The organism is Shewanella sp. 10N.286.52.C2 (assembly GCF_002874545.1).
Taxonomy (GTDB): domain Bacteria; phylum Pseudomonadota; class Gammaproteobacteria; order Enterobacterales; family Shewanellaceae; genus Shewanella.
Genome location: NZ_MCTV01000079.1, coordinates 17470 through 41692, shown reverse-complemented (window position 1 = coordinate 41692; position 24223 = coordinate 17470). Strand labels below are relative to the sequence as shown.

Here is a 24223-nt window from a genome sequence, read left to right as displayed (position 1 = left end):
AAACATTACACAGGGTTCACAATATCAATATAGTGATGGGTTAAACCAAATTCATTGGCTAAATGTTCACCTAAAGCTTTTATACCAAATTGCTCTGTAGCATGATGACCGGCGGCAAAGTAATGGATCCCTTGCTCCATAGCGCAATGAAAGGTCCTTTCTGACACTTCACCACTGATAAAGGCGTCAACGTTCAAGCCTGCAGCATGATCAATATAATCCTGCGCCCCGCCAGTACACCAAGCAATAGATGAAATAACCTCAGTCTCGTCACCAATGTGTAATGGCACTCGATTAAGCTTCTCTGTTAACAATGCATTAACTTGTGCAACAGTTAATGGCTGAGGAAATTTCCCCTGCCATAGTAAATTTTGCGGTATATCGGTACACACCTCAACATCGACAATACCTAATTCTTTAGCTAATTCAGCATTATTACCCAGTGTTTGATGTGCATCTAAAGGTAAATGATAGCCGAATAAATTCATATCGTGGGTCATTAGTGATTTTATTCTTTGGTATTTCATACCAGTAAGCACTTCGGGTTCATTTTTCCAAAAAAAACCATGGTGCACTAAAATCGCGTCTGCATTTAATGCTGCAGCTTGATCGATTAATGCTTGGCAAGCGGTAACGCCAGTCACAATCGTGCTGATGTGTTCAGTGCCCTGCACTTGCAGCCCATTGGGAGCGTAATCTTTAAACTGATTCACATTCAGAAAATCATTGAGATATTTAGACAATTGTTGGCGAGATACAGACGTTAATGACATAAAACTAACCCTAAATTTATTGATAGTAATAGTGTAACGCAGACCAATACTTATTGAAAAACCCTTGTTAAGATTGGCTAATAGCTGAGCGATATTTGCATAAATTGGACTTTTAAGTACATTAAACATTAAAATTAGCCCACGGGATGTTGAACACATTAAATAAACTATTCAATAAATAAAAATAGGTCTCAAAATGTCAAACTTGACAAAAGAAGCGCTTATCGCTGAATTAACCGCGGCTCTTGAAAATCAAACTGGTAAATCTGTTGAAATTGAACAGAAAGGCAGTTGGTACAAAATTGATGGCGGCAAGTCGATACGCTTTAGCGAACTTGAGAAAATGCACCTTGAAGCCACACAAGGTCAAACCGCTGTTGCGCCTGTAGCAGATAAGCCGGTTAAAGCAGTTGTCGCAAAAAAAGCAGTTGCTAAAAAGCCTGCTGTTAAAGTTGCAAGTACACCAGCAACGTCAACTTCTGGTGGTAAAACGCCAAAAGAATTATGGCGTGAAAAACTAGCTGCGGCAGGTAAAAGTACCTTACCTCGCGGTTTCTAGTTTCAGGTGCGTTTACACAATAAAAAAGGAGCTTAGGCTCCTTTTTTATTGTGTCCTTTTTTATTGTGTAAATTACATCCAGACTTACATGGCTAAATCAACTCTGACATAGCCTTTTAGATAAACCACCCTCACTTCGTCACCTGCGTTAAATGCCATGCCAGGATCTTGATCTTGAATCACCATCACTTGGCTACCATCATCAAGGTTTATCATCATTTCAATGAGTTTATATTCTAATGTTCTGGTCGTGTTTCCATACTGATTTGCAGCAGCGCCGCCCACTAACGCACCAAGCACAGTTGCAACATCTTGGCCTGAGCCACCACCAAATTGATGGCCAATAACGCCGCCCACCAAGGCGCCGCCAAATGTTTTCCAGCCAACATTTCGATCTTCCACCAACTGGGTTTGAGTGACATGTTTAATTGATTCAACTTGGCCGTAGACAACCTTTTCTACTGGGACAGCTTGATTTCGGTCGTAGGCCGCACTTGCTGGCACTGAGATTAAGATAAACAAAATCGCACTAAAAAGTGCTCGAGAACAGTTTGTGAGTTTCAACATAGGCAAAATTCCGCTAACGTATGCATAAGGTCTACTCATTAATATACTCAATTGTGAACTCACTGTCCTATTTAAATAAACTGCCTTTGTTTCCTGATCCACAACAAGCATTGTCAGATCCCAATGGTTTACTAGCTGTTGGTGGTGATTTAAGCCCGCAACGCCTTGTGGAAGCCTACTATCAAGGCATATTCCCTTGGTTTAATGAACACGACCCCATCCTTTGGTGGTCACCAGATCCTAGAGCCATTTTTATCCCCAAGCGACATGCAGTAAATAAAAGTATGTTAAAGCTGCTCAAAAAAAGTCCATGGCGCTTTAGTATTAATAAAGCCTTCACTGAGGTTATCCATGCTTGCTCACAACCTAGGCTCACACAGCAAGGCACTTGGATTTCATCTGACATCCAGCAGGCCTATATACAGCTGCATAAACTGGGAAAAGCACATTCAATTGAAGTGTGGGATAATGATGAGCTAGTTGGCGGCTTATACGGCATTGCAGTGGGAAGCGTGTTTTGTGGCGAGTCAATGTTTCATCGTCAATCTAATGCCTCAAAAGCGGCCTTTGCTATGCTCAACCAGCATTTATTCGACAAGGGTTTTAAACTCATTGATGCACAAATTATGAACCCTCACCTAGCCAATTTAGGCGCCGTAGACGTTCCCAGAAAAGCATTTTTAGCTCAACTAAAACAATTACGAAATCAAGTTATTAACGATGATACTTGGTTACAACAAGAGGTCTATTTTGAGTTCTAGAAGCATTAGCGTTGGCCTAACCCAGCCGTTTGATTGTAATTATATTGACGGTTTACAAGAGCAATTACTTGTTATTCAAGAGTCTGAACTTGACGCAAACTTATTCGAACAATTGTTAGGAATAGGTTTTAGACGTAATGGCAGTTCAATTTACAAACCCAGATGTCCTAGCTGTCAGGCTTGTCAGTCCATTCGAGTGGATGTTGGCCAGTTTAAGGTATCCAAAAGACAAAAAAGAACCTTAAAGAATAATCAAGATTTAACCTGGAAAGTTACGCACGAGCGTACGGCGGCACATTATCAATTATATGAACAATATATTATTGGTCGCCATTTTGATGGTCCTATGTATCCTCCCTCTGAGAGCCAGTTTAACGACTTTCTTGCTTGCCAGTGGCTACCTGATACCTTCATTGAAGTTTATGACCAACAAAAGCTCATTGGCGTTGCTGTAACCGATATGATGACGCATTCAATGTCGGCAATTTACAGTTATTTTGACCCCGAATATGCAAAACGTTCCTTAGGGTCATATATGATTTTATTGCAATGCCAGCTCGCGCAGCAAAAACATAAGCAATTTCTTTATTTAGGCTACCAAATTGATGAAAATCGTAAAATGAATTACAAGCGTTTATATCGTCCTTATCAAATCTTAACAGCTCAAGGATGGCAACATATTGAAAAAGAACCTATGCTTTAGTGTTTCAAGCCTTTACAGCTCGCGCTTTTTACGGCATGATACGGCGAATTTTTTATATTTGAAGGCATAAAGGTAACCAATTAATGGCGAAAGAAGACAACATTGAAATGCAGGGCACTATCCTTGAGACCTTGCCAAATACAATGTTCCGCGTAGAACTTGAAAATGGTCATGTAGTGATAGCACACATTTCTGGCAAGATGCGCAAAAACTACATCCGTATTTTAACGGGTGATAAAGTCACTGTTCAGTTGACTCCTTACGATTTAAGTAAAGGTCGTATCGTCTTCCGCGCACGTTAATCCTGCCTCATATATTAAAAACCCGGCTTTAATGTCGGGTTTTTTATTTGCTAGCTATCCTGGCAAATACTAAGAATTAGCAGTAATTTTTAGTAATAGTAATTAGGCGATTAACGTCAAGAAAAAATGGCTATCTGAAAACAGATAGCCATTTTTATTTGAGCCAAATAATTAACAAGGTTTAAGAGACTTTCTCTTCACATTCGCAACTGATCACCAGCTCATTATCTTTGACATCAACTTTTGCTATTCCACCAGCTTCAAGCTTGCCAAATAAGATTTCATCAGCCAATGGTCGTTTGATTAACTCAGTAACAACACGGCTCATCGGGCGAGCGCCCATATTTTTATCGTAACCCTTTTCAGCTAATAAAGTGCGCGCTTCATCAGTGACCTCGAGGGTGACACGCTTCTCATCTAACTGCGCTTGCAGCTCAATAAGGAACTTATCGACAACCTTAGCAATAATGGTCATATCAAGATGATTAAACCAAATAATCGAATCTAAACGATTTCGAAACTCTGGTGAAAACACTTTATTAATTTCTGACATCGCATTAAGGCTGTTGTCTTGTTGCTTAAAGCCTATTGAAGTACGGATAGACTCTTGAACGCCAGCATTGGTGGTCATCACCAAGGTCACATTTCTAAAGTCTGCTTTGCGACCGTTATTATCGGTTAAGGTACCGTGATCCATGACTTGCAACAGCAAATTATAAATGTCAGGGTGAGCTTTTTCGATTTCATCTAGCAGCACCACACAATGCGGGTTTTTAATTACGGCATCAGTAAGTAAACCGCCTTGCTCGTAACCGACATAACCGGGTGGTGAACCAATTAAACGTGAAACCGTATGTCTTTCGGTATACTCAGACATATCAAAACGGATAAGCTTCATGTTTAAACATGATGCCAACTGATTAGTCACCTCGGTTTTACCCACCCCAGTAGGGCCGGCAAATAAGAAACTGCCCACAGGCTTTTTCTCTGCACCTAAGCCGCTTCGAGATAAACGTATGGCAGAGCTAAGGCCCTCAATGGCTTTGTCCTGCCCGAATACCAACATCTTAAGGTTACGTTCAAGGTTCTTAAGTAAATCTTTGTCAGTAGACGATACGGACTTCTCAGGAATACGTGCTATTTTGGCAATAATGGCTTCAATTTCTGGCTGACCGATGGTTTTTTTACGTTTGCTAGCTGGCAGCATCACCATTCTAGCGCCCGCCTCATCAATCACATCAATGGCCTTGTCAGGCAAGTGACGGTCATTAATGTGCTTAGCTGACAAGCTGGCCGCAGAACTGATTGCAGCCTGAGTGTAACGAACCCCATGATGTTCTTCATACTTTGATTTAAGTCCCAGTAAAATCTTAGTGGTTTCAGCAACCGAAGGTTCGTTAATATCAATTTTTTGGAAACGACGGGCTAAAGCCCTGTCTTTCTCAAAAATACTTTGGTATTCCTGGAATGTGGTTGAGCCCATACATCGAAGTGAGCCGTTGGATAACAAAGGTTTTAACAGATTTGAGGCATCCATTACCCCTCCTGAAGCGGCACCTGCACCAATGATGGTATGAATTTCATCAATAAATAAAATCGCATGTTCATTTTTGGCCAGCTCTTTTAATAGCCCTTTAAAGCGTTTTTCAAAATCACCACGGTATTTAGTGCCCGCGAGTAATGAGCCTAAATCTAACGAATACACAGTAGCATCTTTGATAACATCAGGTACTTGCTCATTAACGATACGGTAGGCTAAACCTTCAGCAATGGCTGTTTTACCCACACCAGCCTCACCGACCAATAATGGGTTATTTTTACGACGACGACATAAGGTTTGAATCGCACGCTCAACTTCATCATCACGGCCAATGAGTGGGTCTATGACCCCATCTTTAGATAATTGATTTAAGTCTGTAGCAAATTGAGCCAATAAACTTCTATCTTCACCGGCTTCAGTGCCTTCTTCGCTGGCTTCTGGGTTATTTATCTCTTCGTCACTATCGTCTTTTGGTAAACCGTGGGAGATATAGTTAACCACATCTAAACGCGTTATTTCGCAGCGACGCAGTAAATATACAGCCTGAGACTCTTGCTCACTAAAAATAGCAACTAAGACATTGGCACCTGTGACTTCATTACGACCTGATGACTGCACATGAAATACTGCACGCTGAAGCACACGTTGAAAGCCTAAGGTAGGCTGAGTTTCACGTTCTTCTGTGGTGTCAGCGATTAATGGGGTTGTTTGTTGGATGAAGTTAGATACTTCCTCGTGTAAACGAGACAGATCTGCACCACAGGCTAATAGTGCTTCTTTAGCCGATGGGTTATTAATTAATGCTAATAATAAATGTTCTACTGTCATATATTCATGACGTGAATCTCGAGCTTGTTGAAAAGCGAGATTCAAGGTGACTTCAAGATCTTTGTTTAGCATAGCACCCCCTAAAAATACTCAAATACTGCAGAGTTACCGGTTGTGAACAGCAAGTTCACTATGCGGCTTCTAATGTACACAGCAACGGATGTTCGTTTTCTCTGGCAAATTGATTTACTTGTAAGACTTTGGTTTCAGCGATCCCAAATGAAAAAACACCACATATTCCTTTACCTTGGTGATGGATAGCCAACATGATGTCTGTGGCTTGCTGTTCATCCTTGTTAAAAAAGCGTTGAAGCACTTCAATAACAAAATCCATCGGTGTGTAATCATCGTTATTTAACACGACCTTATACATTGAAGGTGGTTGTAGCTCCGATTCAACACGCTCTTTAGTGTGCTCTACGCTGCCTAATCTACCCATGTGTTAATACTAGCCTCTAGTTTGGTACAAGACCAATTGATATTATTAAATTAATTAAATGTTGTCATTTTGTTAATTTTTACTTGACATCTTTTCGTACAAATTTCATTCTGTTTGCAGGCGGCACATGTAGACCGCTCTTAATAAGTTTTACTATCTTACTGGTAAGTAGGCAACAGAAGGAAGTGGAAGTATGGCAAGCGGAACTGTTAAATGGTTCAACAACGCCAAAGGATTCGGGTTTATATGCCCAGATCAGGGTGGCGAAGATGTTTTTGCACATTATTCAACTATTGAAATGGAAGGCTACAGAACGCTAAAAGCGGGTCAGCCTGTCGATTTCGAAACTGAGCAGGGCCCAAAGGGCATGCATGCTTCAGCCATTTCACCAACAAAATAGTCGGTGAAACTATAAATCAAAAAGGCAGAGATTTTAATCTCTGCCTTTTTTATTGGGCAAATAAAAAGTAAATATTAAACTGTTTGCCCAAAAAAACACCTAATCGTAAATAAAACTGAGGTTCAATTCATCTTAACTTAAGCAACTTCAACCTCCGGCGTTAACAAATTTGCTGACAGAGGCTAAATCTCACTGAGCCTAGTTTCAGTATTCAAGCCTTGAAAGCTTATCCCATTAACTGAGTGCGATTAAAATCAGTCGAACTGGCTATGGCGGCAAACAGGCACAAAAAAGCAGAGAGCAAGCCCTCTGCTTTACGGCATCAATTTTATGCCTTCAATTTAGCCACAAAAAAACGCTTAATGTGTAATAAATTGATTTAGTAATGCACTTGGACGCATGGCAGCTTCAGCTTTTGCTGCGTCTAAACGGTAGTAACCACCTAAATCAACAGCAGGGCCTTGTGATGCATTCAATTCCGCCACAATTGCCGCTTCGTTAGATGTTAGCGACTCAGCAAGTTCAGTAAACTGCGCAGCTAATTCCGTATCAACAGTTTGCACTGAGACAGCTTGAGCCCAATACATGGCTAAATAAAAGTGACTACCACGGTTATCAAGCTCACCAACACGACGTGAAGGTGATTTATTGCTATCAAGGAATTGGCCGATAGCAATATCTAACGTATCCGCTAGCACCTGTGCTTTAGGGTTATTTGCTGTTTGGCTTAAATGCTCTAAAGAAGCCGCTAATGCCAAAAATTCACCCAGTGAATCCCAGCGTAAATGGCCTTCTTTCTCAACTTGTTGAACATGCTTAGGTGCACTACCACCCGCGCCTGTTTCAAATAAGCCACCGCCATTCATTAACGGCACAATTGATAGCATTTTAGCACTAGTGCCTAATTCAAGAATTGGGAATAGATCAGTCAGGTAATCACGCAGTACGTTACCCGTTACAGAAATAGTATCTAAACCTTGTTTAACGCGAGCGAGTGTCACTCGAGTTGCTTCTACTGGTGCAAGAATTTGTATATCCAAGCCGTCAGTATCATGATCTTGAAGATAAGCTTCAACTTTAGTGATTAATTGAGCGTCATGAGCACGCTTACTGTCTAACCAGAAAATTGCAGGCGTGGCACTTAAACGTGAACGTCGAACTGCTAACTTAACCCAATCGCGGATTGGTGCATCTTTTACCTGGCACATTCTGAAAATGTCACCAACTTCAACATTATGCGTCATCAACACCTTGCCAGCACGGTTAACAACGTTAACAACACCTGCTTGTGCAATTTCAAATGTTTTATCATGACTACCGTATTCTTCGGCTTTTTGAGCCATCAAACCGACGTTTGGCACACTGCCCATTGTGGTTGGGTTAAATGCGCCATTGGTTTTACAAAATGCAATTGTTTCTTGATACACACCGGCATAACAACGATCAGGGATCATTGCTTTGGTGTCTTTAAGTTGGCCATCTGGGCCCCACATTTTACCTGAAGAACGAATAGCTGCAGGCATAGATGCATCAATAATAATATCACTTGGTACGTGTAAGTTAGTGATGCCTTTATCTGAATCAACCATCGCCAATGCTGGACGTTTAGCATAAACCGCAGCAATATCAGCCTCGATTTCTGCGCGCTGGGCTTCTGGTAATGTGGCAATTTTTGCGTATACATCACCAAAACCATTGTTAACATCAACGCCTAATTCATCAAACAGCACTTGGTGCTTGTCAAAAACCTCTTTAAAGAAAACTTTTACAGCGTGACCAAATAAAATCGGGTCTGATACTTTCATCATTGTTGCTTTAAGGTGCAATGACAATAGTACATCTTCAGATTTAGCCGCTTCGATTTCTCGCTCGTAAAAGGCAACTAAAGCTTTGTTGCTCATTACTGCGGTATCAATTACTTCACCGGCTAATAAAGATAAGCCCGTTTTCAAAGCTACTTTTTGGCCATCTGCTTGGGTTAGCACGATATCTACAGTATCAGCATCAGTCAGGGTGACTGATTGCTCACTACCGTAAAAATCACCTTCATTCATATGCGCAACGTGTGATGCTGAATCACTTGCCCATTTACCCATTGAATGCGGGTTTTTCTTAGCGTAATTTTTTACCGATGTTGGCGCGCGGCGATCAGAGTTACCTTCACGCAATACCGGGTTTACTGCACTGCCTTTAATCTTGTCATAACGTGACTGAGATTCACGCTCTGCATCAGTAGATGGCTCATCTGGGTAGTTTGGTATGTCGTAACCTTTCGCTTGAAGTTCAGCGATACAGGCTTTTAACTGTGGAATTGACGCACTGATGTTAGGTAACTTGATAATATTAGCTTCAGGCGTATTTGCCATTAGGCCTAACTCAGTGAGTGCATCAGCAATTTTTTGCTCTGCAGTTAACTTTTCAGGAAAGTTAGCAATAATACGGCCAGATAAAGATATATCTCTAGTCTCGACTTTTACACCTGCAGCATTGGTAAATGTGCGGATGATAGGGAGTAATGACAGCGTAGCTAATGCGGGGGCTTCATCAGTTTCAGTATAAATGATCGTTGGAGAATTATCTTTCATGCTTTTTCCTACATTATTGAAATAAATAGTTTTTATAAATTATTATTGTAATAAGTATCTACCTAAAAAGACCTTTAATCTATTGTTAAAGTGTAATTTTGCGGCACAAATCCATATGAAATTTGAAAAATAAATAGTGGCTGCTTGTTTTTTAAAAACGGGTACAGATCACATTTTTAGGCCAACATCATAGACCATTATGTGCAAGATTCAAATTCCACTAAGGCCCAATGCCGAGTAAACTATACAAAATGAATCAATTTCATCATTAAAGGCTTTTATATGTCAGTCAATGGCAAACCAAAACGTTTCAGTAATAAATTTGCATCCCCAACATCAACTCGCCCAATGAAAAAAGGCTTTAAACGCCCAGTAGCTAAGCCAGTATCCGATCCCGTAATTGTGTTGTTTAACAAACCTTTTGATGTTTTATGTCAATTTACCGATGAATCTGGTCGCCAAACCTTAAAAGATTTTATTCCAGTAAAAGACGTTTATGCTGCAGGACGTTTAGATAGAGACAGTGAAGGCTTATTGCTACTCACTAATGACGGTAAGCTGCAGGCGAAATTGACCCAGCCGAAAAAGAAAACCTTTAAGACTTATTGGGCTCAAGTTGAAGGTGAGCCAGATGCAGCGTCAATAAAAGCACTCTGCCAAGGGGTTGAACTAAAAGATGGCATGACCTTGCCAGCAAAAGCAAAAGTAATCGATGAACCTGCGGTTTGGGAGCGAACCCCGCCAGTGCGTGAGCGAAAGTCTATTCCAACAACCTGGTTAGAAATTCAAATTTGTGAAGGCAGAAACCGACAAGTGAGACGCATGACCGCGCATATCGGCCACCCTACTTTAAGATTAATTCGCTATAAAATAGGTCAATGGAGTTTAGATGACATTAATTGTGGTGAATATAAAGTCCACAAACAAGAAAGTTAATCTGTCACACAAGATTTTTAGGCAATAGGATAAGTCATGGTGAAACCACGTTATAAACCCAATACCACTGTTGCTTGTGTTATCCATTGTGATAATAAATTTTTATTAGTTGAAGAAATTATTGATGGTGAAGTGCGCTTTAACCAACCTGCAGGGCATTTAGAAGCCAATGAAACCATCATTGATGCCTGCATTCGGGAAGTAAAAGAAGAAACCGGATTAAATATTACTATTTCGGCACTCGTTTGCATCTACCAATTTAGTGCATCAAACGCATTGTCTTTTATGCGATTTACTTTTTGCGCACAAGTAAACAAATGCGTTGAATGCACCCCAATAGATCCTGCTATTAGTGCCTGCCATTGGTTAACTATAGAACAGGTAAAAGCCCGTCAAAATCAACTTCGCAGCCCATTAGTACTCAAATCTATTGAAGACTATTTACATAAACCCCACAGCCCATTATCACTGATTAATAGTGAACTGCAGATCATAGCCGCAACCAATAATGCATGATAGAATATGCGCCGCACATTTTGGAGATTTATAGGTTCATTTGTCAGCGCACTTGAAATGCACTAACGGCGACCACATTATGATCTCTAACTACCCAAACACTCATGGTTTCTAGGTTTTATGACATTAAGTACTCCCAATCCAAATGGTAAAAAAGTCATCGTTGGCATGTCCGGCGGTGTAGATTCTTCTGTTTCTGCGTATTTGCTTATGCAGCAAGGCTACCAAGTAGAAGGATTGTTCATGAAGAACTGGGAAGAAGATGATACCGATGAGTATTGTGCGGCTTCTGAAGACTTAATAGATGCCCAGTCCGTCTGTGATAAATTAGGCATTAAACTTCATACAGTTAACTTTGCGGCAGAGTATTGGGACAATGTTTTCGAGTATTTCTTAGCGGAATATAAAGCAGGTCGTACCCCAAATCCCGATATCATCTGTAACAAAGAAATCAAATTCAAAGCATTTTTAGAATTCGCTGACGAAATTCTTGATGCTGACTATATTGCTATGGGCCACTACGTTCGCCGTTATGACAGTGCTGACGGAACTCAAATGTTACGTGGTGTTGATGGCAATAAAGATCAAAGTTATTTCCTCTATACCCTTAGTCATGAGCAAGTGGCTAAAAGTTTATTCCCTGTGGGCGAATTAGAAAAACACCAAGTTCGTGATATCGCCAAAGAAATGGGCTTAATCACCCATGATAAAAAAGACAGTACTGGCATCTGCTTTATCGGTGAGCGCAAGTTTACTGACTTTTTAGCAACCTACTTACCTGCTCAGCCTGGTGATATTGAAACCGCTGATGAAGGTGAAGTGATTGGTACCCACCAAGGATTGATGTACCACACACTAGGCCAGCGTAAAGGTCTGGGTATTGGTGGCTTGAAAAATAGTAACGATGATCCTTGGTATGTGGTTGATAAAGATTTAACCCGCAATGTGCTCGTTGTGGCCCAAGGTGGTAAGCATCCACGGTTAATGTCTACTGGCATGTTGGTCAATCAATTACATTGGGTTGACCGCAAAGGCCCAAGCGCACCAGCAAAAATTACCGTTAAAACTCGTTATCGTCAGCAAGATGTGCACTGCACTGTGACTTATGATGATGACAGTAACTTAAGGGTTATTTTTGATGAACCCGTTGCTGCGGTAACGCCGGGGCAATCTGCAGTATTTTATGATGGTGAAGTCTGCCTTGGCGGCGGAATCATTGATTGTTTAATTAGAGGATAGTCTGTGAGCCAAGTCTTATTTGAACGCACTATGGCGTTTGCCGGAATATTACAAGCTATTGCTCAAGTACAACATATTGCTCGTCATGGTGATTCAGATGAAAGCGCACTTGCTGCAAGTCTGAACACCATCATGGTCACAGATCCTGATTCTATTAGTGATATCTATACCGATAAGCAAGCACTTAATAAAGGTTATCAGCTCATTGAAAACCAATTGGGTGATGGTAATAGCAAGGATGTGGAAACCACCCGCTACCTTGTTGGTATGTTAGCACTGGAGCGCAAACTGGCTCGCTCAGCAAATGGCTTAGGCATGTTAGCTGAACGCATCAACCAAGTGCATCGACAACTACACCATTTTGCGATTACTGATGAACAAATCATCGCCAGTCTTGCCAGTATTTACAGTGATACCATCAGTGAACTGGGACCTAAATTGCAAATTTCTGGGAATCCAGCTTATTTACAACAACCGCAAGTACAACAAAAAATTCGTGCTTTATTGCTAGCAGCGATGCGCAGTGCCGTTTTATGGCGTCAACTGGGTGGCAAACGTCGTCACTTAGTTTTTGCCCGTAAAGCCATTGTGGATACCGCTATCAGTAGCCGTAAAAATAATTAACGATTCACCCTACAAATATTCCAACTTACAATAAAAGTTCATCAAGGAGCTTCAAATGGATCTTTCTGCACTGACAGCTATCTCGCCGATAGACGGTCGTTACGGTAGTAAAACCACCTCTCTACGAGGTATTTTCAGCGAATTCGGTTTAACAAAATACCGTGTTCAAGTTGAAATTAACTGGTTAAAACTACTTTCAAGTTGCCCAGAGATTGAAGAAGTTCCGCCATTTAGTGAAGACGCATTAGCGTTACTAGATAGCATCAAGGATAACTTCAGTGAAGAAGACGCTTTGCGCGTTAAAACGATTGAAAGAACCACTAACCATGACGTTAAAGCGGTTGAGTATTTCATCAAAGAACAAATTGCAGATAACGCTGAATTAGTTGCAATCGACGAATTCGTACATTTTGCTTGTACTTCTGAAGATATTAATAACTTATCTCACGCATTAATGCTTAAAGAAGCACGTGAATTAGTATTAGCGCCTCAGTGTCTAGAAATTGTCAATGCGCTTAAGCAATTAGCAAGAGACAACAAATCAGTACCATTGATGTCACGTACACATGGTCAACCGGCTTCGCCTTCTACGCTGGGTAAAGAAATGGCTAACGTTGCCGTTCGTTTAGAACGCCAACTAGACCAAATCAATGCAGTAGAAATCATGGGTAAAATCAATGGCGCTGTGGGTAACTACAATGCTCACCTTTCTGCTTACCCAGAAGTTAACTGGCATGAGCTGTCACAACGCTTTGTGACAAGTTTAGGTATTAACTGGAACGCATACACCACTCAAATTGAGCCCCATGATTACATCGCTGAGTTATTTGATGCTATTGCCCGTTTCAACACCATCTTAATCGATTTCGATCGTGACATTTGGGGCTACATTGCATTAGGTCACTTCAAGCAACGCACTATCGCTGGCGAGATTGGTTCATCAACCATGCCGCACAAAGTTAACCCAATTGATTTTGAAAATTCTGAAGGTAACTTAGGTATTGCTAACGCGTTAATGCAGCATTTAGCCGCAAAGCTTCCTGTATCAAGATGGCAGCGAGATTTAACTGACTCAACAGTATTGCGTAACTTAGGTGTTGGTATGGCGCATTCATTAATTGCTTATCAAGCAACAATGAAAGGCATCAGCAAGCTTGAAGTGAATGAAGCAAACCTTCGCGCTGAGTTAGATAAAAACTGGGAAGTATTAGCAGAGCCAGTACAAACAGTGATGCGTCGCTACGGCATTGAAAAGCCATACGAGAAATTAAAAGAGTTAACCCGTGGTAAGCGTATCGACGGCGATCAACTTGCAGTCTTTATCGATGGTCTAGAGTTACCTGATAACGTTAAAGCTGAACTTAAAACAATGACGCCAGCCAACTACATTGGTCGTGCTGAAGCATTTGTTGACGAGTTAAAATAATCTTCCACTCAATAACAACTATTGATTGTTGAATAAGGATAGGCGGCAGTTCCATAAGGATTGCCGCCTTTTTTAATACTATGTATACATTAAATTTTGATACTGCTGAGTTCATCAGTAAATATTGGCAACAAAAACCTATAGTCATCAAAAATGCCTTTAAGGCATTTGAAGATCCAATATCGGCCGATGAACTTGCAGGCCTAGCCATGGAAGAAGATATCTCTTCTCGCATCGTTAAAACTGAAACCGATGACTGGAAAGTGATTCAAGGGCCGTTTGAAGACTATGACGAACATGGCGATGACAAATGGCAGTTACTTGTACAAGCGGTAAACCATTGGTATCCGGAGTCTCAACCACTGGTTGAAGCATTCAGATTTTTACCTGATTGGCGTTTTGATGACTTAATGGTATCGTTTGCCACCCCACAAGGCGGCATTGGGCCACATATTGATAATTATGATGTGTTCTTGATCCAAGGAGAAGGGGAACGCCGCTGGAAAGTGGGCCATAATGGCGAACATCAATGCCGTGGTGGAGATCCATCAAGTCCATTAGTAGATGACTTTGAACCCATTATTGATGTGGTGCTCAGCAAAGGCGATATGTTATATATTCCGCCAGGCTACCCTCATTGCGGTGAAACCTTAAGTCTTGCAATGAGTTATTCTATTGGTTTTAGAGCGCCAAGTCAGCAAGAGTTATTAACTGAGTTGGCTGATTCGCTGATTGATAACAGTGCTGGCCAACATAGATTTACCTCTAGCGAAGAAGCTGCAAGCCATGGCCTAGTCAGTCAAACTCAGCAGCAAGGGATCATGGATTTACTGGCTCAATTAGCAACTGATCCTGCCCAATACCAAACTATGCTAGGTAAGTTACTCAGCCAAAATCGTTTTGAACTCGATATCAATCCCTTTGAAGCGCCAATTTCAACAACAGATGTTAAGGAAGCCATTGAAGATGGCGCTAACATGCAACGTATTGGCGGCTTAAAGGTATTAAGCCTAGAGGCTGATACCCAAGCGCAGTTGTATATCAATGGTGAAGTGGTTTGCGCCGCAGGGATTGAACAAGACATCATCGCCGAGATCGCCAATAATCACCTACTCACTCAATCGCAGCTTCAAAACTGGCTCAATGATCAGCAAGTCATGACGGTATTAACCCAGCTTATCAATCAAGGTTGGTATTACTTTTCAGAGTAACCGTTAATTAAAGTGACATCTTAGCGCCACACTAATTTTCCTTTAACCAAAAAAAGCACTCATCGAGTGCTTTTTTGGTTTATTAGTTATTCAAATTAATAGATTTTTGCTTGTCCTTCTGGACGGGTTTTAAGGAATTTCAAAAACCACATATATTGCTCAGGGTAAGCTTGAATAACTTGCTCAACCATTTTATTTAAAGCAATGGCTTCGTTATCCTTACCTTGCATATCTTCAGGCTTAACTTGCGGCATCACGGTCAACTTAAACTGGTAAGCTGCTTTGTCGTAACCAATTTTTACCGGTAAAACCTGCGCCTTACCTGCTTGCGCTAAACGCCCTACTACCGGTAAGGTGGCTTTTTCTGTTGCCAGCAATGGAGCAAATACACTTTGCTCAGGACCTAAATCTTCATCTGGTAAATAAAAGAAGCTATTATCTTGCTTTAATTCAGTGATTAGCGCGCGTATGCCCGCCTCTCGCATGTAAACGCGGCCATTCTTACTACTGCGTAGTCGATTACTAAACCAATTGAATAAGCCGTTATTATGAGCTTTGGCCATGGTAACCATAGGCAGTTCGATATTTAAACGCAGCCCGGCATAATCAATCGGCCATACATGGGGCATGATAAAAATAATCGGCTGGCCAGCATCACGCGCGGCTTGCACATGTTCAAAACCTGTAATACTGACTCGACGCCTTAGATGCGCATCTGAGCGAATTAATAATTCAGCTTGAGATACCAAGGTTAAAACAAACATATCGACGTTGGCGTTAATTAACTCATCCACCTCAGTCGCTGACTTCTCAGGAAAACATGTTTGAATATTGATACGCGCAATATTGATGGGTTTTTTCGCATAAGACAGTACCAGCTTGGCTAATAGTCGCGCTATAGGATCTCGCAACCAAGCAGGCATCACCCCAAACATAAATAACACCATAATGGCTAGCCATGTACCCCAATATTTCGGGTGCAATAAAGATAGGGTAAAGCGACGATCGAAATGTTTTGCTTGTCTAGCCAAAAGAAACCTCAAAGATTACATTAACACAGTGAAACAAAGAGCCTAAGGAATTGGCCATAATACCAATTTATCAGCGGGACAACATCTGAATATTGTAAAATTGCTACTTTGAATCTTGCTTAATTTGTTAAAATAAAAAAGCCACTCAATGAGTGGCTTTTTTATTAAACAGTGAAACTACTTCTTTTCAGCATTTGCTTCTTCAACACGTGTTTTGAGTTTTTGTCCCGGACGGAACGTCACTACACGGCGAGCTGAAATAGGAATATCTTCACCAGTTTTTGGGTTCCTTCCCGGTCTTTGGTTTTTATCGCGCAAATCAAAGTTTCCAAAGCCAGATAACTTGACCTGCTCACCACTTTCAAGTGCTTCTCTAATCTCTTCAAAGAAAGACTCAACCATCTCTTTGGCTACACGTTTATTCATGCCAAGTGTTTCGAAAAGATGTTCTGCCATTTCGGCTTTGGTAAGTGCCATACTTTTAATCCCTCAACAATGCGTTGAACTCGCTCTTAAGTGCCGAGACAACTGAATCAACAGTTTCAGTGATGTCTTTTTCTTCAAGTGTACGAGTAATGTCTTGTAATGTAAGTGCGATTGCAAGGCTCTTTTTGCCAGCGTCAACACCTTTACCCCGGTATACATCGAACAAGTTTAAGCCAACCAACTGATTTTCGCCAACTTTTCTTATCAAATCCATAACATTAGTTGCAGAAACTTCTTCGTCTACAACGACTGCAATATCACGTCGATTAGCAGGAAACTTAGATACAGCCTGGGCTAGCGGCAAACTGGCTTGCAGTAAAGCGTCCAGTTCTAACTCAAAAACAATTGTTTTGCCATTAAGGCCAAAAGGCTTCTCCAAACTCGGATGGATAGCACCTATAACACCAATGACTCGATTATTTCTCAATATTTCAGCACATTGCCCTGGATGAAGAGCTGAATGTGTTGCACTTCTAAAAGTAAATTCAGAAGTCGAAACTGTCAAGCCGATTATTGATTCTAAATCGCCTTTTAAATCAAAGAAGTCGACAGTTTTAGATTCCATTGACCAATGTTCATCATTTTGAACACCAGAAATTACTGCACCAATCATAGCTTCTTGTCTAACACCAGAATCTGCTTTGGCATCAGGAACAAAGCGTAAACCGGTTTCAAATAAACGTACGCGACCTTGTTGACGACTTTGGTTATAACCAACAGAAGTTAACAAACCGGTGAACATCGATAAACGCATCGCTGACATTTCAACCGAAATAGGATTCGGTAAAATCATTGCTGGCTCATTTGGATGAACAATGTTTTGTAACTTAGGATCAACAAAGCTATAGGTCACCGCCTCTTGGAAACCGCGCGCCACTAATACACTGCGCACTTTGCTTAATGGAATATTCGCTTCTTTGTGATCAGACATACTTAATGAAGCAACAGGTGCAATATTTGGGATATTGTTATATCCATAAATACGGGCAACCTCTTCGATTAAATCTTCTTCAATGGCCATATCAAAACGATATGTTGCCGTGGTCACATTCCAAGCGTCAGCAGTTACTGCAACAGTAAATCCAAGACGCTCAAGAATTTCTGTTACATCAGTATCAGGAATATGATGACCAAGAATTTTGTCTAACTTGCTGCGACGCAAAGTGATTTGAGCCGGCTTAGGTAAATGCGCTTCAGACACTGCTTCAGCAACAGGACCTGCTTCACCACCACAAATATCAAGTACTAAGCGCGTAGCTCGGTCCATCACTTTATGTTGAAGCTCTGGGTCTACACCACGTTCAAAACGGTGTGATGCATCTGTGTGTAAGCCTAAGCGACGCGATTTACCCATAATGGCTAAAGGCGCAAAGAATGCGCACTCTAATAAAATATCTTGGGTCTTTGCAGTTACGCCTGACGCTTCACCGCCAAATACACCCGCTAAGGCAACGGCTGCTTTATCGTCAGCAATCACTAGGGTGTCACTTGGTACTGTAATTTCGTTACCGTCAAGTAAAGTAAGCTTTTCAACGCCGTCGCTTAAACGCACTTGAATAGCACCATTTAAGGCTGCTAAATCAAACGCATGCATTGGCTGACCATATTCAATCAATACGTAGTTAGTAATATCTACAATGGGATCGATTGAGCGAATACCGCTACGACGTAACTTCTCTTGCATCCATAAAGGCGTTGCTGCCGCTAAGTTTACATTCTTAACCACACGGCCTAAATAACGAGGACAGGCATCTGCTGCAATAACGTTAATTTCAACTTTATCATCGATAGTTGCAGTAACAGGATCCCACGTCGGCTCAGCAACCGCTTGACGGTTTAATACACCAACTTCGCGCGCTAAGCCTGCCATACCTAAACAATCTGCACGGTTAGCGGTTAAATCAACGTCGATGATGGCATCGTTTAGTTGAAGATATTCACGGATATCTTTACCAATCGGCGCATCTGCAGGTAATTCAATAATACCGTCACTTTCGATATCAATACCGATCTCACCGTATGAACACAACATACCAAATGATGGCTGGCCGCGTAGTTTGGCTTTTTTAATTTTAAAATCGCCAGGTAGCACTGCCCCAACCATTGCTACCGCAACTTTTAAGCCTAAACGGCAGTTTGGTGCACCGCAAACGATATCAATTAACTCATCGCCGCCAACATTAATTTTAGTTACGCGTAATTTGTCAGCATCTGGATGCTGACCACACTCAACCACTTCACCAACAATCACACCGCTAAATTCGGCTGCAACGGCATCAATACCGTCAACTTCAAGACCGGCCATTGTGATTTGGTGTGATAATTCTTCACGGCTTACAGATGGGCTAACCCATTCACGAAGCCAAGATTCACTGAATTTCATCTTTATATTGCTCCGTTATTTGAATTGCTTAAGAAAACGTAAATCGTTTTCAAAGAAGGCACGTAAGTCGTTAACACCGTAGCGCAGCATAGTCAAACGCTCAACACCCATACCAAAAGCAAAACCAGAGTATTTTTCTGGGTCGATACCGACACTGCGAAGGACATTAGGGTGCACCATGCCGCAACCTAATACTTCAAGCCACTTACCGTTTTTACCCATAACATCAACTTCAGCTGAAGGCTCAGTAAACGGGAAGTAAGATGGACGGAATCGCACTTCTAAATCTTCTTCGAAAAAGTTACGTAAGAAGTCATGCAAAATGCCTTTCAGCTCTGCAAAGTTAACTTTTTCATCAACTAACAAACCTTCCACTTGGTGGAACATTGGCGTGTGAGTTTGATCGTAGTCGTTACGATAAACACGACCTGGAGAAATGATACGTAAAGGTGGCTTTTCATGCTCCATGGTACGAATTTGTACCCCTGAAGTTTGCGTACGCAACATCACTTTTGGATTGAAATAAAAGGTGTCATGATCAGCACGAGCTGGATGATGCTCAGAAATATTCAATGCATCGAAGTTATGAAAGTCATCTTCGATTTCAGGACCATGCTTAGTGGTAAAACCAAGCTCGCCAAAGAAAGTTTCAATACGTTCAATCGTACGTGTTACTGGGTGTAAACCGCCCATTTCAAGCGTACGACCTGGTAAGGTTACATCGATTTTATCTGCGATAAGTTGCGCTTCTAATTCAGCAGCCTTTAAGCCTTCAATACGCTCAGAAAGTTGCTTCTGTACCGCTTGCTTAGCTTGGTTGACTGCTTGTCCAAAGGCAGGTTTCTCTGCTGGACTTAAGCTACCCATCATTTTCATCATGTCAGTGATCTTACCTTTCTTACCAAGGTAGTCGACACGGATATCATCCAGTGTCTTTAGATCACTGGCCTTACCTATTACTTCTAAGGCTTGTTCTACGATCTCTGTTAACTGCTGCATTTTCTCATCCACTGCATTTTTGCATATCAAATGCTATTGGGCGCCTGATTATCAGGCGACATAGTAGTCTAGGCACAAAGTCAACTTTATGCCTAAAGCATGGGGGTAAAACAAAAGCTGGAATTTTACGTTAGCTAAGCTTAATTTACTAGCATTTATTACGATTTTATTGAGTAAAATGCGGCATTTAAATTAAATCGAATTTATATTTTCGATAGTATAATTTAATACAAATTAACGACCTATTAACTTAAGCGCCATTTATGAGCAGCAAATGCTTATAAGCTAATCAATCACCTTGAGAACCAATGAACATTATTACAACAAGTGATAGTAAATTATTGAATTTTTTACAAATACCAAGGGCTAATACGATAACAAAAAAGCTCACTGGCAATGTTAAATACCAGCGAGCTTTTATGTTACCAACAAACTAAATTCGCAACTTAAACGACAAAATTGTGCAATGGCTAATAAGTTATCACCATTGAGAGCGTCTAGCGGTTTTTTTCTAAACGCGCTAACAAACTTGAAGTATCCCAGCGGTTACCTTTCATGGCTTGTACTTCAGAATAAAATTGATCCACTAAGGCAGTAACTGGTAACTGGCTACCATTACGACGCCCTTCATCTAAAGCAATAGCTAAATCTTTACGCATCCAGTCAATGGCAAAGCCAAAGTCATACTCACCTTGCCACATGGTTTGATAACGATTTTCCATTTGCCAGCTTTGAGCTGCGCCCTTGCTGATCACCTCAACCACTTTTAAACCATCAAGACCTGCACTTTTAGCAAAGTGTAACCCTTCGGCAAGCCCTTGCACCACTCCTGCGATACAGATTTGATTGACCATTTTGGTTAACTGGCCCGCGCCAACCTCCCCTAATAATTCTGCGCAGCGACTATAGGCCTCAATGACCGGTTTTACTTGGTTAAAAACGGCTTCTTTTCCGCCCATCATCACAGTTAACACGCCATTTTCAGCACCGGCTTGACCACCTGATACGGGCGCATCTAGAAACTCAACCTCTTGCTTAGCAAGCACGGCTGCCAGTTCACGAGCAACATCGGCAGATGCGGTGGTGTGATCGACCAAAATTGCACCAGCTTTTATCCCATGAACAATGCCATCTTCCCCTAAAACCACTTGGCGAAGATCGTCATCATTACCCACACAAGTAAACACGATATCTTGCTCTACTGCCGCAAGTTTTGGGGTCAATGCTAACTCACCAGAATATTGCGCTGCCCATTGCTGCGCTTTTGCTGTGGTGCGATTATAAACCGTAACTTGATGCCCTTGGTTAGCCAAATGCCCTGCCATTGGGTATCCCATCACGCCCAAGCCGATAAATGCTACTTTAGCCATATCATTCCTTCGTTCATTATTATTGTGGTTGTTTATTAAAAATAGTGTTGATTGTGCTACAAGCCAAAACGAGTCAGGCTTTATGAGTAAGCGATTGAATTTTGGCTAATACATTGATTACAAAGCCGGTTTTACATGGGCTTCCATTTCAGAGCCAATTTTTTTGCGCATATCCATTAAACGTAATGCTGAATCCCTCAAACGAATATCATCATCTGTTTGGGGGACCCACTCAGGTACTGATGTAGGTTTACCATCATCATCAACTGCGACCATAATCACGATACAATGGGTAGTAAGATGACGTTCAGGCTCTTTAGGGTCACCCGCTTTAACCGCTATACCAAAATGCATGGACGATGTGCCGGTATAAATAACTTTGGCGCTTACTTCAACAATATTGCCCACATGGATAGGCTTTACAAAACGAATACCACCAGCATAAGCGGTAATGCAATATTTACCACTCCAACCTGCAGCACCAGCATATGCAGCTAAATCAATCCATTTCATCACCGCGCCACCATGCACTTTGCCGCCAAAGTTCACATCTGCAGGTTCAGCTAAAAACCTTAAGGTAATTTCTCTTTCTAATCCGGCCATAACGACTCCTAATTCAGCTAATTAATGTCAGTTTACGATAATTAATCAAAGAAATGAGTAAAAATTATGCCTAAATGAAAATATTTGATGAAAGAGTACTTAATTGCTATTTGGTAGTTCAAAAAAATACTGCTGCGTTTCAAAAAACAAAAAAGCACAACTTAAAAAAGTTGTGCTTACTAAAACTGACACTATAAAGGGTTAGCTAATGGGTGGCTCTTGAATTACCACTGAATACATCAAAAACGATAACCTAAATTTAAAGTAAATGAACTTCTTGTTTCACCTTTATTGTACAGCCCTGTCAAATTTAAATGACGACCTATCTGTTTATTAAAACCCACTAAATAAGCCCATTGTTCTAACCCTACACCCACATCAAAAGTAAAGTCTTCACCGGTTCCCAATATATCGCCTAAATTACCAGTCATCGAAGGCTTAAGGCCTTGATATTCTGCGCCGATAAAAATTTGTGCTCGCGACTCAAGGAATTGATAACCAAGCATTGGCTGGATAGTCACAATACCATCTCCCCAATCCTGGCCATCAAGACGAGTTTTAGAGTAAGTTGCAGTAACAGATGCAAAAAATTCTTTATAACCGACAGAAAGCGTTGTCCCCAAACCTGCCAGATCATATTCTAAATGTAGCGGCACTTCGACTCTTCCTGGTGAGCATAAATCAGCGCCCTGATTTTCTAATAAACTGCATGCCAAACTGCCACCGATAACCCCGAGCTTATCTTCAAACACATCTTTAAGTTTTCCGGTATATTGGGCATCAACGACTGCATCCACATTCACCTTGCCCACTAAAGCATATATATTCCAAAACGGTAAAATATTGACATCAGCTCTGAATGAATAACTTTCAGCATTAACAGTGCCAACTGAGCTCGATGGATCAAACCATTCATCCAAATCTACCCCCATAATATTAAAACTATCAAAACCAAAATCCATATCTTGATTTCGATAAGCGACCGAAAAACCAAATGGCAGTGGCACATCAATACCTTGCTGGCGAACTAAATCACTCATTAACGGAAAGAGTCTATCTAAATCGACCTTTTCTTCACGAATGCGCGGATCAGAAACCATTTTTAATGACGCTTCATCAAAAACTAATGCACCATGTTCATCATCATAAAATGCCACGGGCTTGATAGTTGCGTGATAACTTGCTTCTTTGTTACCTTTTTTACCAGTAGCGTGAATCACTTTATTTGCAATGGCTGTGTGTCCGTTAACCAGTGTCATTAAATCAACTTCTTGACGATAATGTTCGACACTAAACGCATCAAAATCAAATGGTTTTGAATTGGTCATGACCATTTTGGTTGCAACACCATTTACTACAGTAAGCTTAACCCGCATAAAACGAAAATAAGCAATATCTTGCGGTAAACCATATTTAGAGTAATTAAAGCTTATTTCTATTTCATTGGCAGATATCTCATCAACAACGACGGAAGACTTATCATAACTTTCCATGTAATTTTTCAAGCGATATTCTGTTTTAGTTATTTGTTCGATAGTTTTTATGACATCCTCATTATCATCTAATTTAGATTGGTCATATTTAATTCTCAGATCAATATTACCGCGAGTATCTGTACTTTGAACCAAAAACACATCTGAACTTTTTACCTTATCGCCGACTTCCAAGGTTCTAACCACACGCTCAACTTGCTGATCACCTAGTGACAGCGAGCTTAAGCCTAATTTCAAAATATCTTCTGAAACGCCGTATTGTTGAAAAACATTTTGCTCCGCTGAATTAATGAGTTGTTTGTTGTTTTTATCTTCAACAAAAATACTTTCCTGCGCATAACTTACGTTTGAGAGTGTTAACAATATGGCTATTGGTATTGCTTTTAGAATACAGCGAGAAGTAGAAAAATGATTAAGTGAACAAAATAGCGTTTGATTCATTAATAGTA

23 protein-coding genes are annotated in these 24223 nt (G+C 40.9%); 11 read left to right on the top strand and 12 right to left on the bottom strand.

Going from position 1 to position 24223, the window contains the following annotated elements:
- Nucleotides 1–5 precede the first annotated feature (5 nt).
- Nucleotides 6–773, bottom strand: coding sequence for a Nif3-like dinuclear metal center hexameric protein (locus tag BCU94_RS19130; protein WP_102437905.1), 768 nt, complete (start codon nt 771–773; stop codon nt 6–8).
- Between the two features lie 196 nt (nt 774–969).
- Here BCU94_RS19130 and BCU94_RS19125 point away from each other — a divergent pair, with 196 nt between their 5' ends.
- Nucleotides 970–1332, top strand: a complete 363-nt coding sequence (locus BCU94_RS19125) for a hypothetical protein (protein ID WP_102437862.1) — start codon at nt 970–972, stop codon at nt 1330–1332.
- Nucleotides 1333–1416: 84 nt separating this feature from the next.
- Here BCU94_RS19125 and BCU94_RS19120 read toward each other — a convergent pair whose 3' ends face one another.
- Nucleotides 1417–1899 (bottom strand): glycine zipper 2TM domain-containing protein, encoded by a 483-nt coding sequence (locus tag BCU94_RS19120; RefSeq protein WP_102437864.1) that lies wholly within the window; start codon nt 1897–1899, stop codon nt 1417–1419.
- Nucleotides 1900–1952: 53 nt separating this feature from the next.
- Between BCU94_RS19120 and aat the strand changes: the two genes are divergently transcribed.
- From aat to infA, 3 genes are all read left to right on the top strand, one after another.
- Nucleotides 1953–2660 (top strand): leucyl/phenylalanyl-tRNA--protein transferase, encoded by a 708-nt coding sequence (gene aat, locus BCU94_RS19115; protein WP_102437907.1) that lies wholly within the window; start codon nt 1953–1955, stop codon nt 2658–2660.
- Complete coding sequence (locus BCU94_RS19110; RefSeq protein ID WP_102477246.1) at nt 2620–3363, top strand: arginyltransferase; 744 nt, start codon at nt 2620–2622, stop codon at nt 3361–3363. Before aat ends, BCU94_RS19110 begins: the two co-directional genes overlap by 41 nt.
- Before the next feature lie 83 nt (nt 3364–3446).
- A complete protein-coding gene (infA, locus tag BCU94_RS19105; RefSeq protein ID WP_011496276.1) occupies nt 3447–3665 on the top strand; it encodes a translation initiation factor IF-1 in 219 nt (72 codons plus the stop codon).
- A gap of 181 nt (nt 3666–3846) precedes the next feature.
- On the opposite strand, the gene clpA is transcribed toward infA, so the two are convergent.
- Together clpA and clpS are read right to left on the bottom strand one after the other, a co-directional pair.
- Complete coding sequence (clpA, locus tag BCU94_RS19100) at nt 3847–6105, bottom strand: ATP-dependent Clp protease ATP-binding subunit ClpA (protein WP_102437868.1); 2259 nt, start codon at nt 6103–6105, stop codon at nt 3847–3849.
- Nucleotides 6106–6163: 58 nt separating this feature from the next.
- The gene (gene clpS, locus BCU94_RS19095) at nt 6164–6472 is read right to left on the bottom strand and encodes an ATP-dependent Clp protease adapter ClpS (protein ID WP_102437870.1); all 309 of its coding nucleotides are present in this window, start codon (nt 6470–6472) and stop codon (nt 6164–6166) included.
- Nucleotides 6473–6665: 193 nt separating this feature from the next.
- Here clpS and cspD point away from each other — a divergent pair, with 193 nt between their 5' ends.
- A complete protein-coding gene (gene cspD, locus BCU94_RS19090; RefSeq protein ID WP_055024439.1) occupies nt 6666–6872 on the top strand; it encodes a cold shock domain-containing protein CspD in 207 nt (68 codons plus the stop codon).
- A gap of 359 nt (nt 6873–7231) precedes the next feature.
- Here the strand turns inward: cspD and BCU94_RS19085 are convergent, their stop codons facing one another.
- Nucleotides 7232–9457 (bottom strand): NADP-dependent isocitrate dehydrogenase, encoded by a 2226-nt coding sequence (locus BCU94_RS19085; protein ID WP_102437872.1) that lies wholly within the window; start codon nt 9455–9457, stop codon nt 7232–7234.
- Between the two features lie 282 nt (nt 9458–9739).
- Between BCU94_RS19085 and BCU94_RS19080 the strand changes: the two genes are divergently transcribed.
- The 6 genes from BCU94_RS19080 (at nt 9740) to BCU94_RS19055 (ending at nt 15409) form a co-directional block, all read left to right on the top strand.
- A complete protein-coding gene (locus BCU94_RS19080) occupies nt 9740–10393 on the top strand; it encodes an rRNA large subunit pseudouridine synthase E (RefSeq protein WP_102477245.1) in 654 nt (217 codons plus the stop codon).
- Nucleotides 10394–10432: 39 nt separating this feature from the next.
- A complete protein-coding gene (locus tag BCU94_RS19075; RefSeq protein WP_102437909.1) occupies nt 10433–10909 on the top strand; it encodes an NUDIX hydrolase in 477 nt (158 codons plus the stop codon).
- Nucleotides 10910–11029: 120 nt separating this feature from the next.
- Complete coding sequence (mnmA, locus tag BCU94_RS19070) at nt 11030–12148, top strand: tRNA 2-thiouridine(34) synthase MnmA (protein WP_102477244.1); 1119 nt, start codon at nt 11030–11032, stop codon at nt 12146–12148.
- A 3-nt stretch (nt 12149–12151) separates the two neighbouring features.
- On the top strand, nt 12152–12772 hold the full coding sequence (gene hflD / locus BCU94_RS19065; protein ID WP_076536241.1) for a high frequency lysogenization protein HflD: 621 nt from the start codon (nt 12152–12154) through the stop codon (nt 12770–12772).
- A 55-nt stretch (nt 12773–12827) separates the two neighbouring features.
- Nucleotides 12828–14198 carry an adenylosuccinate lyase gene (purB, locus tag BCU94_RS19060; protein WP_102437878.1) on the top strand — a complete coding sequence of 457 codons (1371 nt, stop codon included), beginning with the start codon at nt 12828–12830 and terminating at the stop codon, nt 14196–14198.
- An 80-nt stretch (nt 14199–14278) separates the two neighbouring features.
- Nucleotides 14279–15409: a cupin domain-containing protein gene (locus tag BCU94_RS19055; protein ID WP_102477243.1), complete on the top strand. Its 1131-nt coding sequence runs from the start codon at nt 14279–14281 to the stop codon at nt 15407–15409.
- A gap of 95 nt (nt 15410–15504) precedes the next feature.
- Here BCU94_RS19055 and lpxM read toward each other — a convergent pair whose 3' ends face one another.
- From lpxM to BCU94_RS19020, 7 genes are all read right to left on the bottom strand, one after another.
- Entirely contained in the window at nt 15505–16440 is a 936-nt protein-coding gene (gene lpxM / locus BCU94_RS19050; RefSeq protein ID WP_102437882.1) for a lauroyl-Kdo(2)-lipid IV(A) myristoyltransferase, read from the bottom strand.
- Between the two features lie 177 nt (nt 16441–16617).
- Nucleotides 16618–16917: an integration host factor subunit alpha gene (ihfA, locus tag BCU94_RS19045; RefSeq protein ID WP_102437883.1), complete on the bottom strand. Its 300-nt coding sequence runs from the start codon at nt 16915–16917 to the stop codon at nt 16618–16620.
- A gap of 4 nt (nt 16918–16921) precedes the next feature.
- A complete protein-coding gene (pheT, locus tag BCU94_RS19040) occupies nt 16922–19309 on the bottom strand; it encodes a phenylalanine--tRNA ligase subunit beta (protein WP_102477242.1) in 2388 nt (795 codons plus the stop codon).
- A 15-nt stretch (nt 19310–19324) separates the two neighbouring features.
- Nucleotides 19325–20308 carry a phenylalanine--tRNA ligase subunit alpha gene (gene pheS, locus BCU94_RS19035; RefSeq protein ID WP_076536230.1) on the bottom strand — a complete coding sequence of 328 codons (984 nt, stop codon included), beginning with the start codon at nt 20306–20308 and terminating at the stop codon, nt 19325–19327.
- Nucleotides 20309–20805: 497 nt separating this feature from the next.
- Nucleotides 20806–21678: an NAD(P)-dependent oxidoreductase gene (locus BCU94_RS19030; protein WP_102437887.1), complete on the bottom strand. Its 873-nt coding sequence runs from the start codon at nt 21676–21678 to the stop codon at nt 20806–20808.
- Between the two features lie 117 nt (nt 21679–21795).
- On the bottom strand, nt 21796–22281 hold the full coding sequence (locus BCU94_RS19025; protein WP_102437889.1) for an acyl-CoA thioesterase: 486 nt from the start codon (nt 22279–22281) through the stop codon (nt 21796–21798).
- 239 nt (nt 22282–22520) lie between these two features.
- On the bottom strand, nt 22521–24215 hold the full coding sequence (locus BCU94_RS19020; protein ID WP_198589307.1) for a hypothetical protein: 1695 nt from the start codon (nt 24213–24215) through the stop codon (nt 22521–22523).
- Nucleotides 24216–24223: the final 8 nt, after the last annotated feature.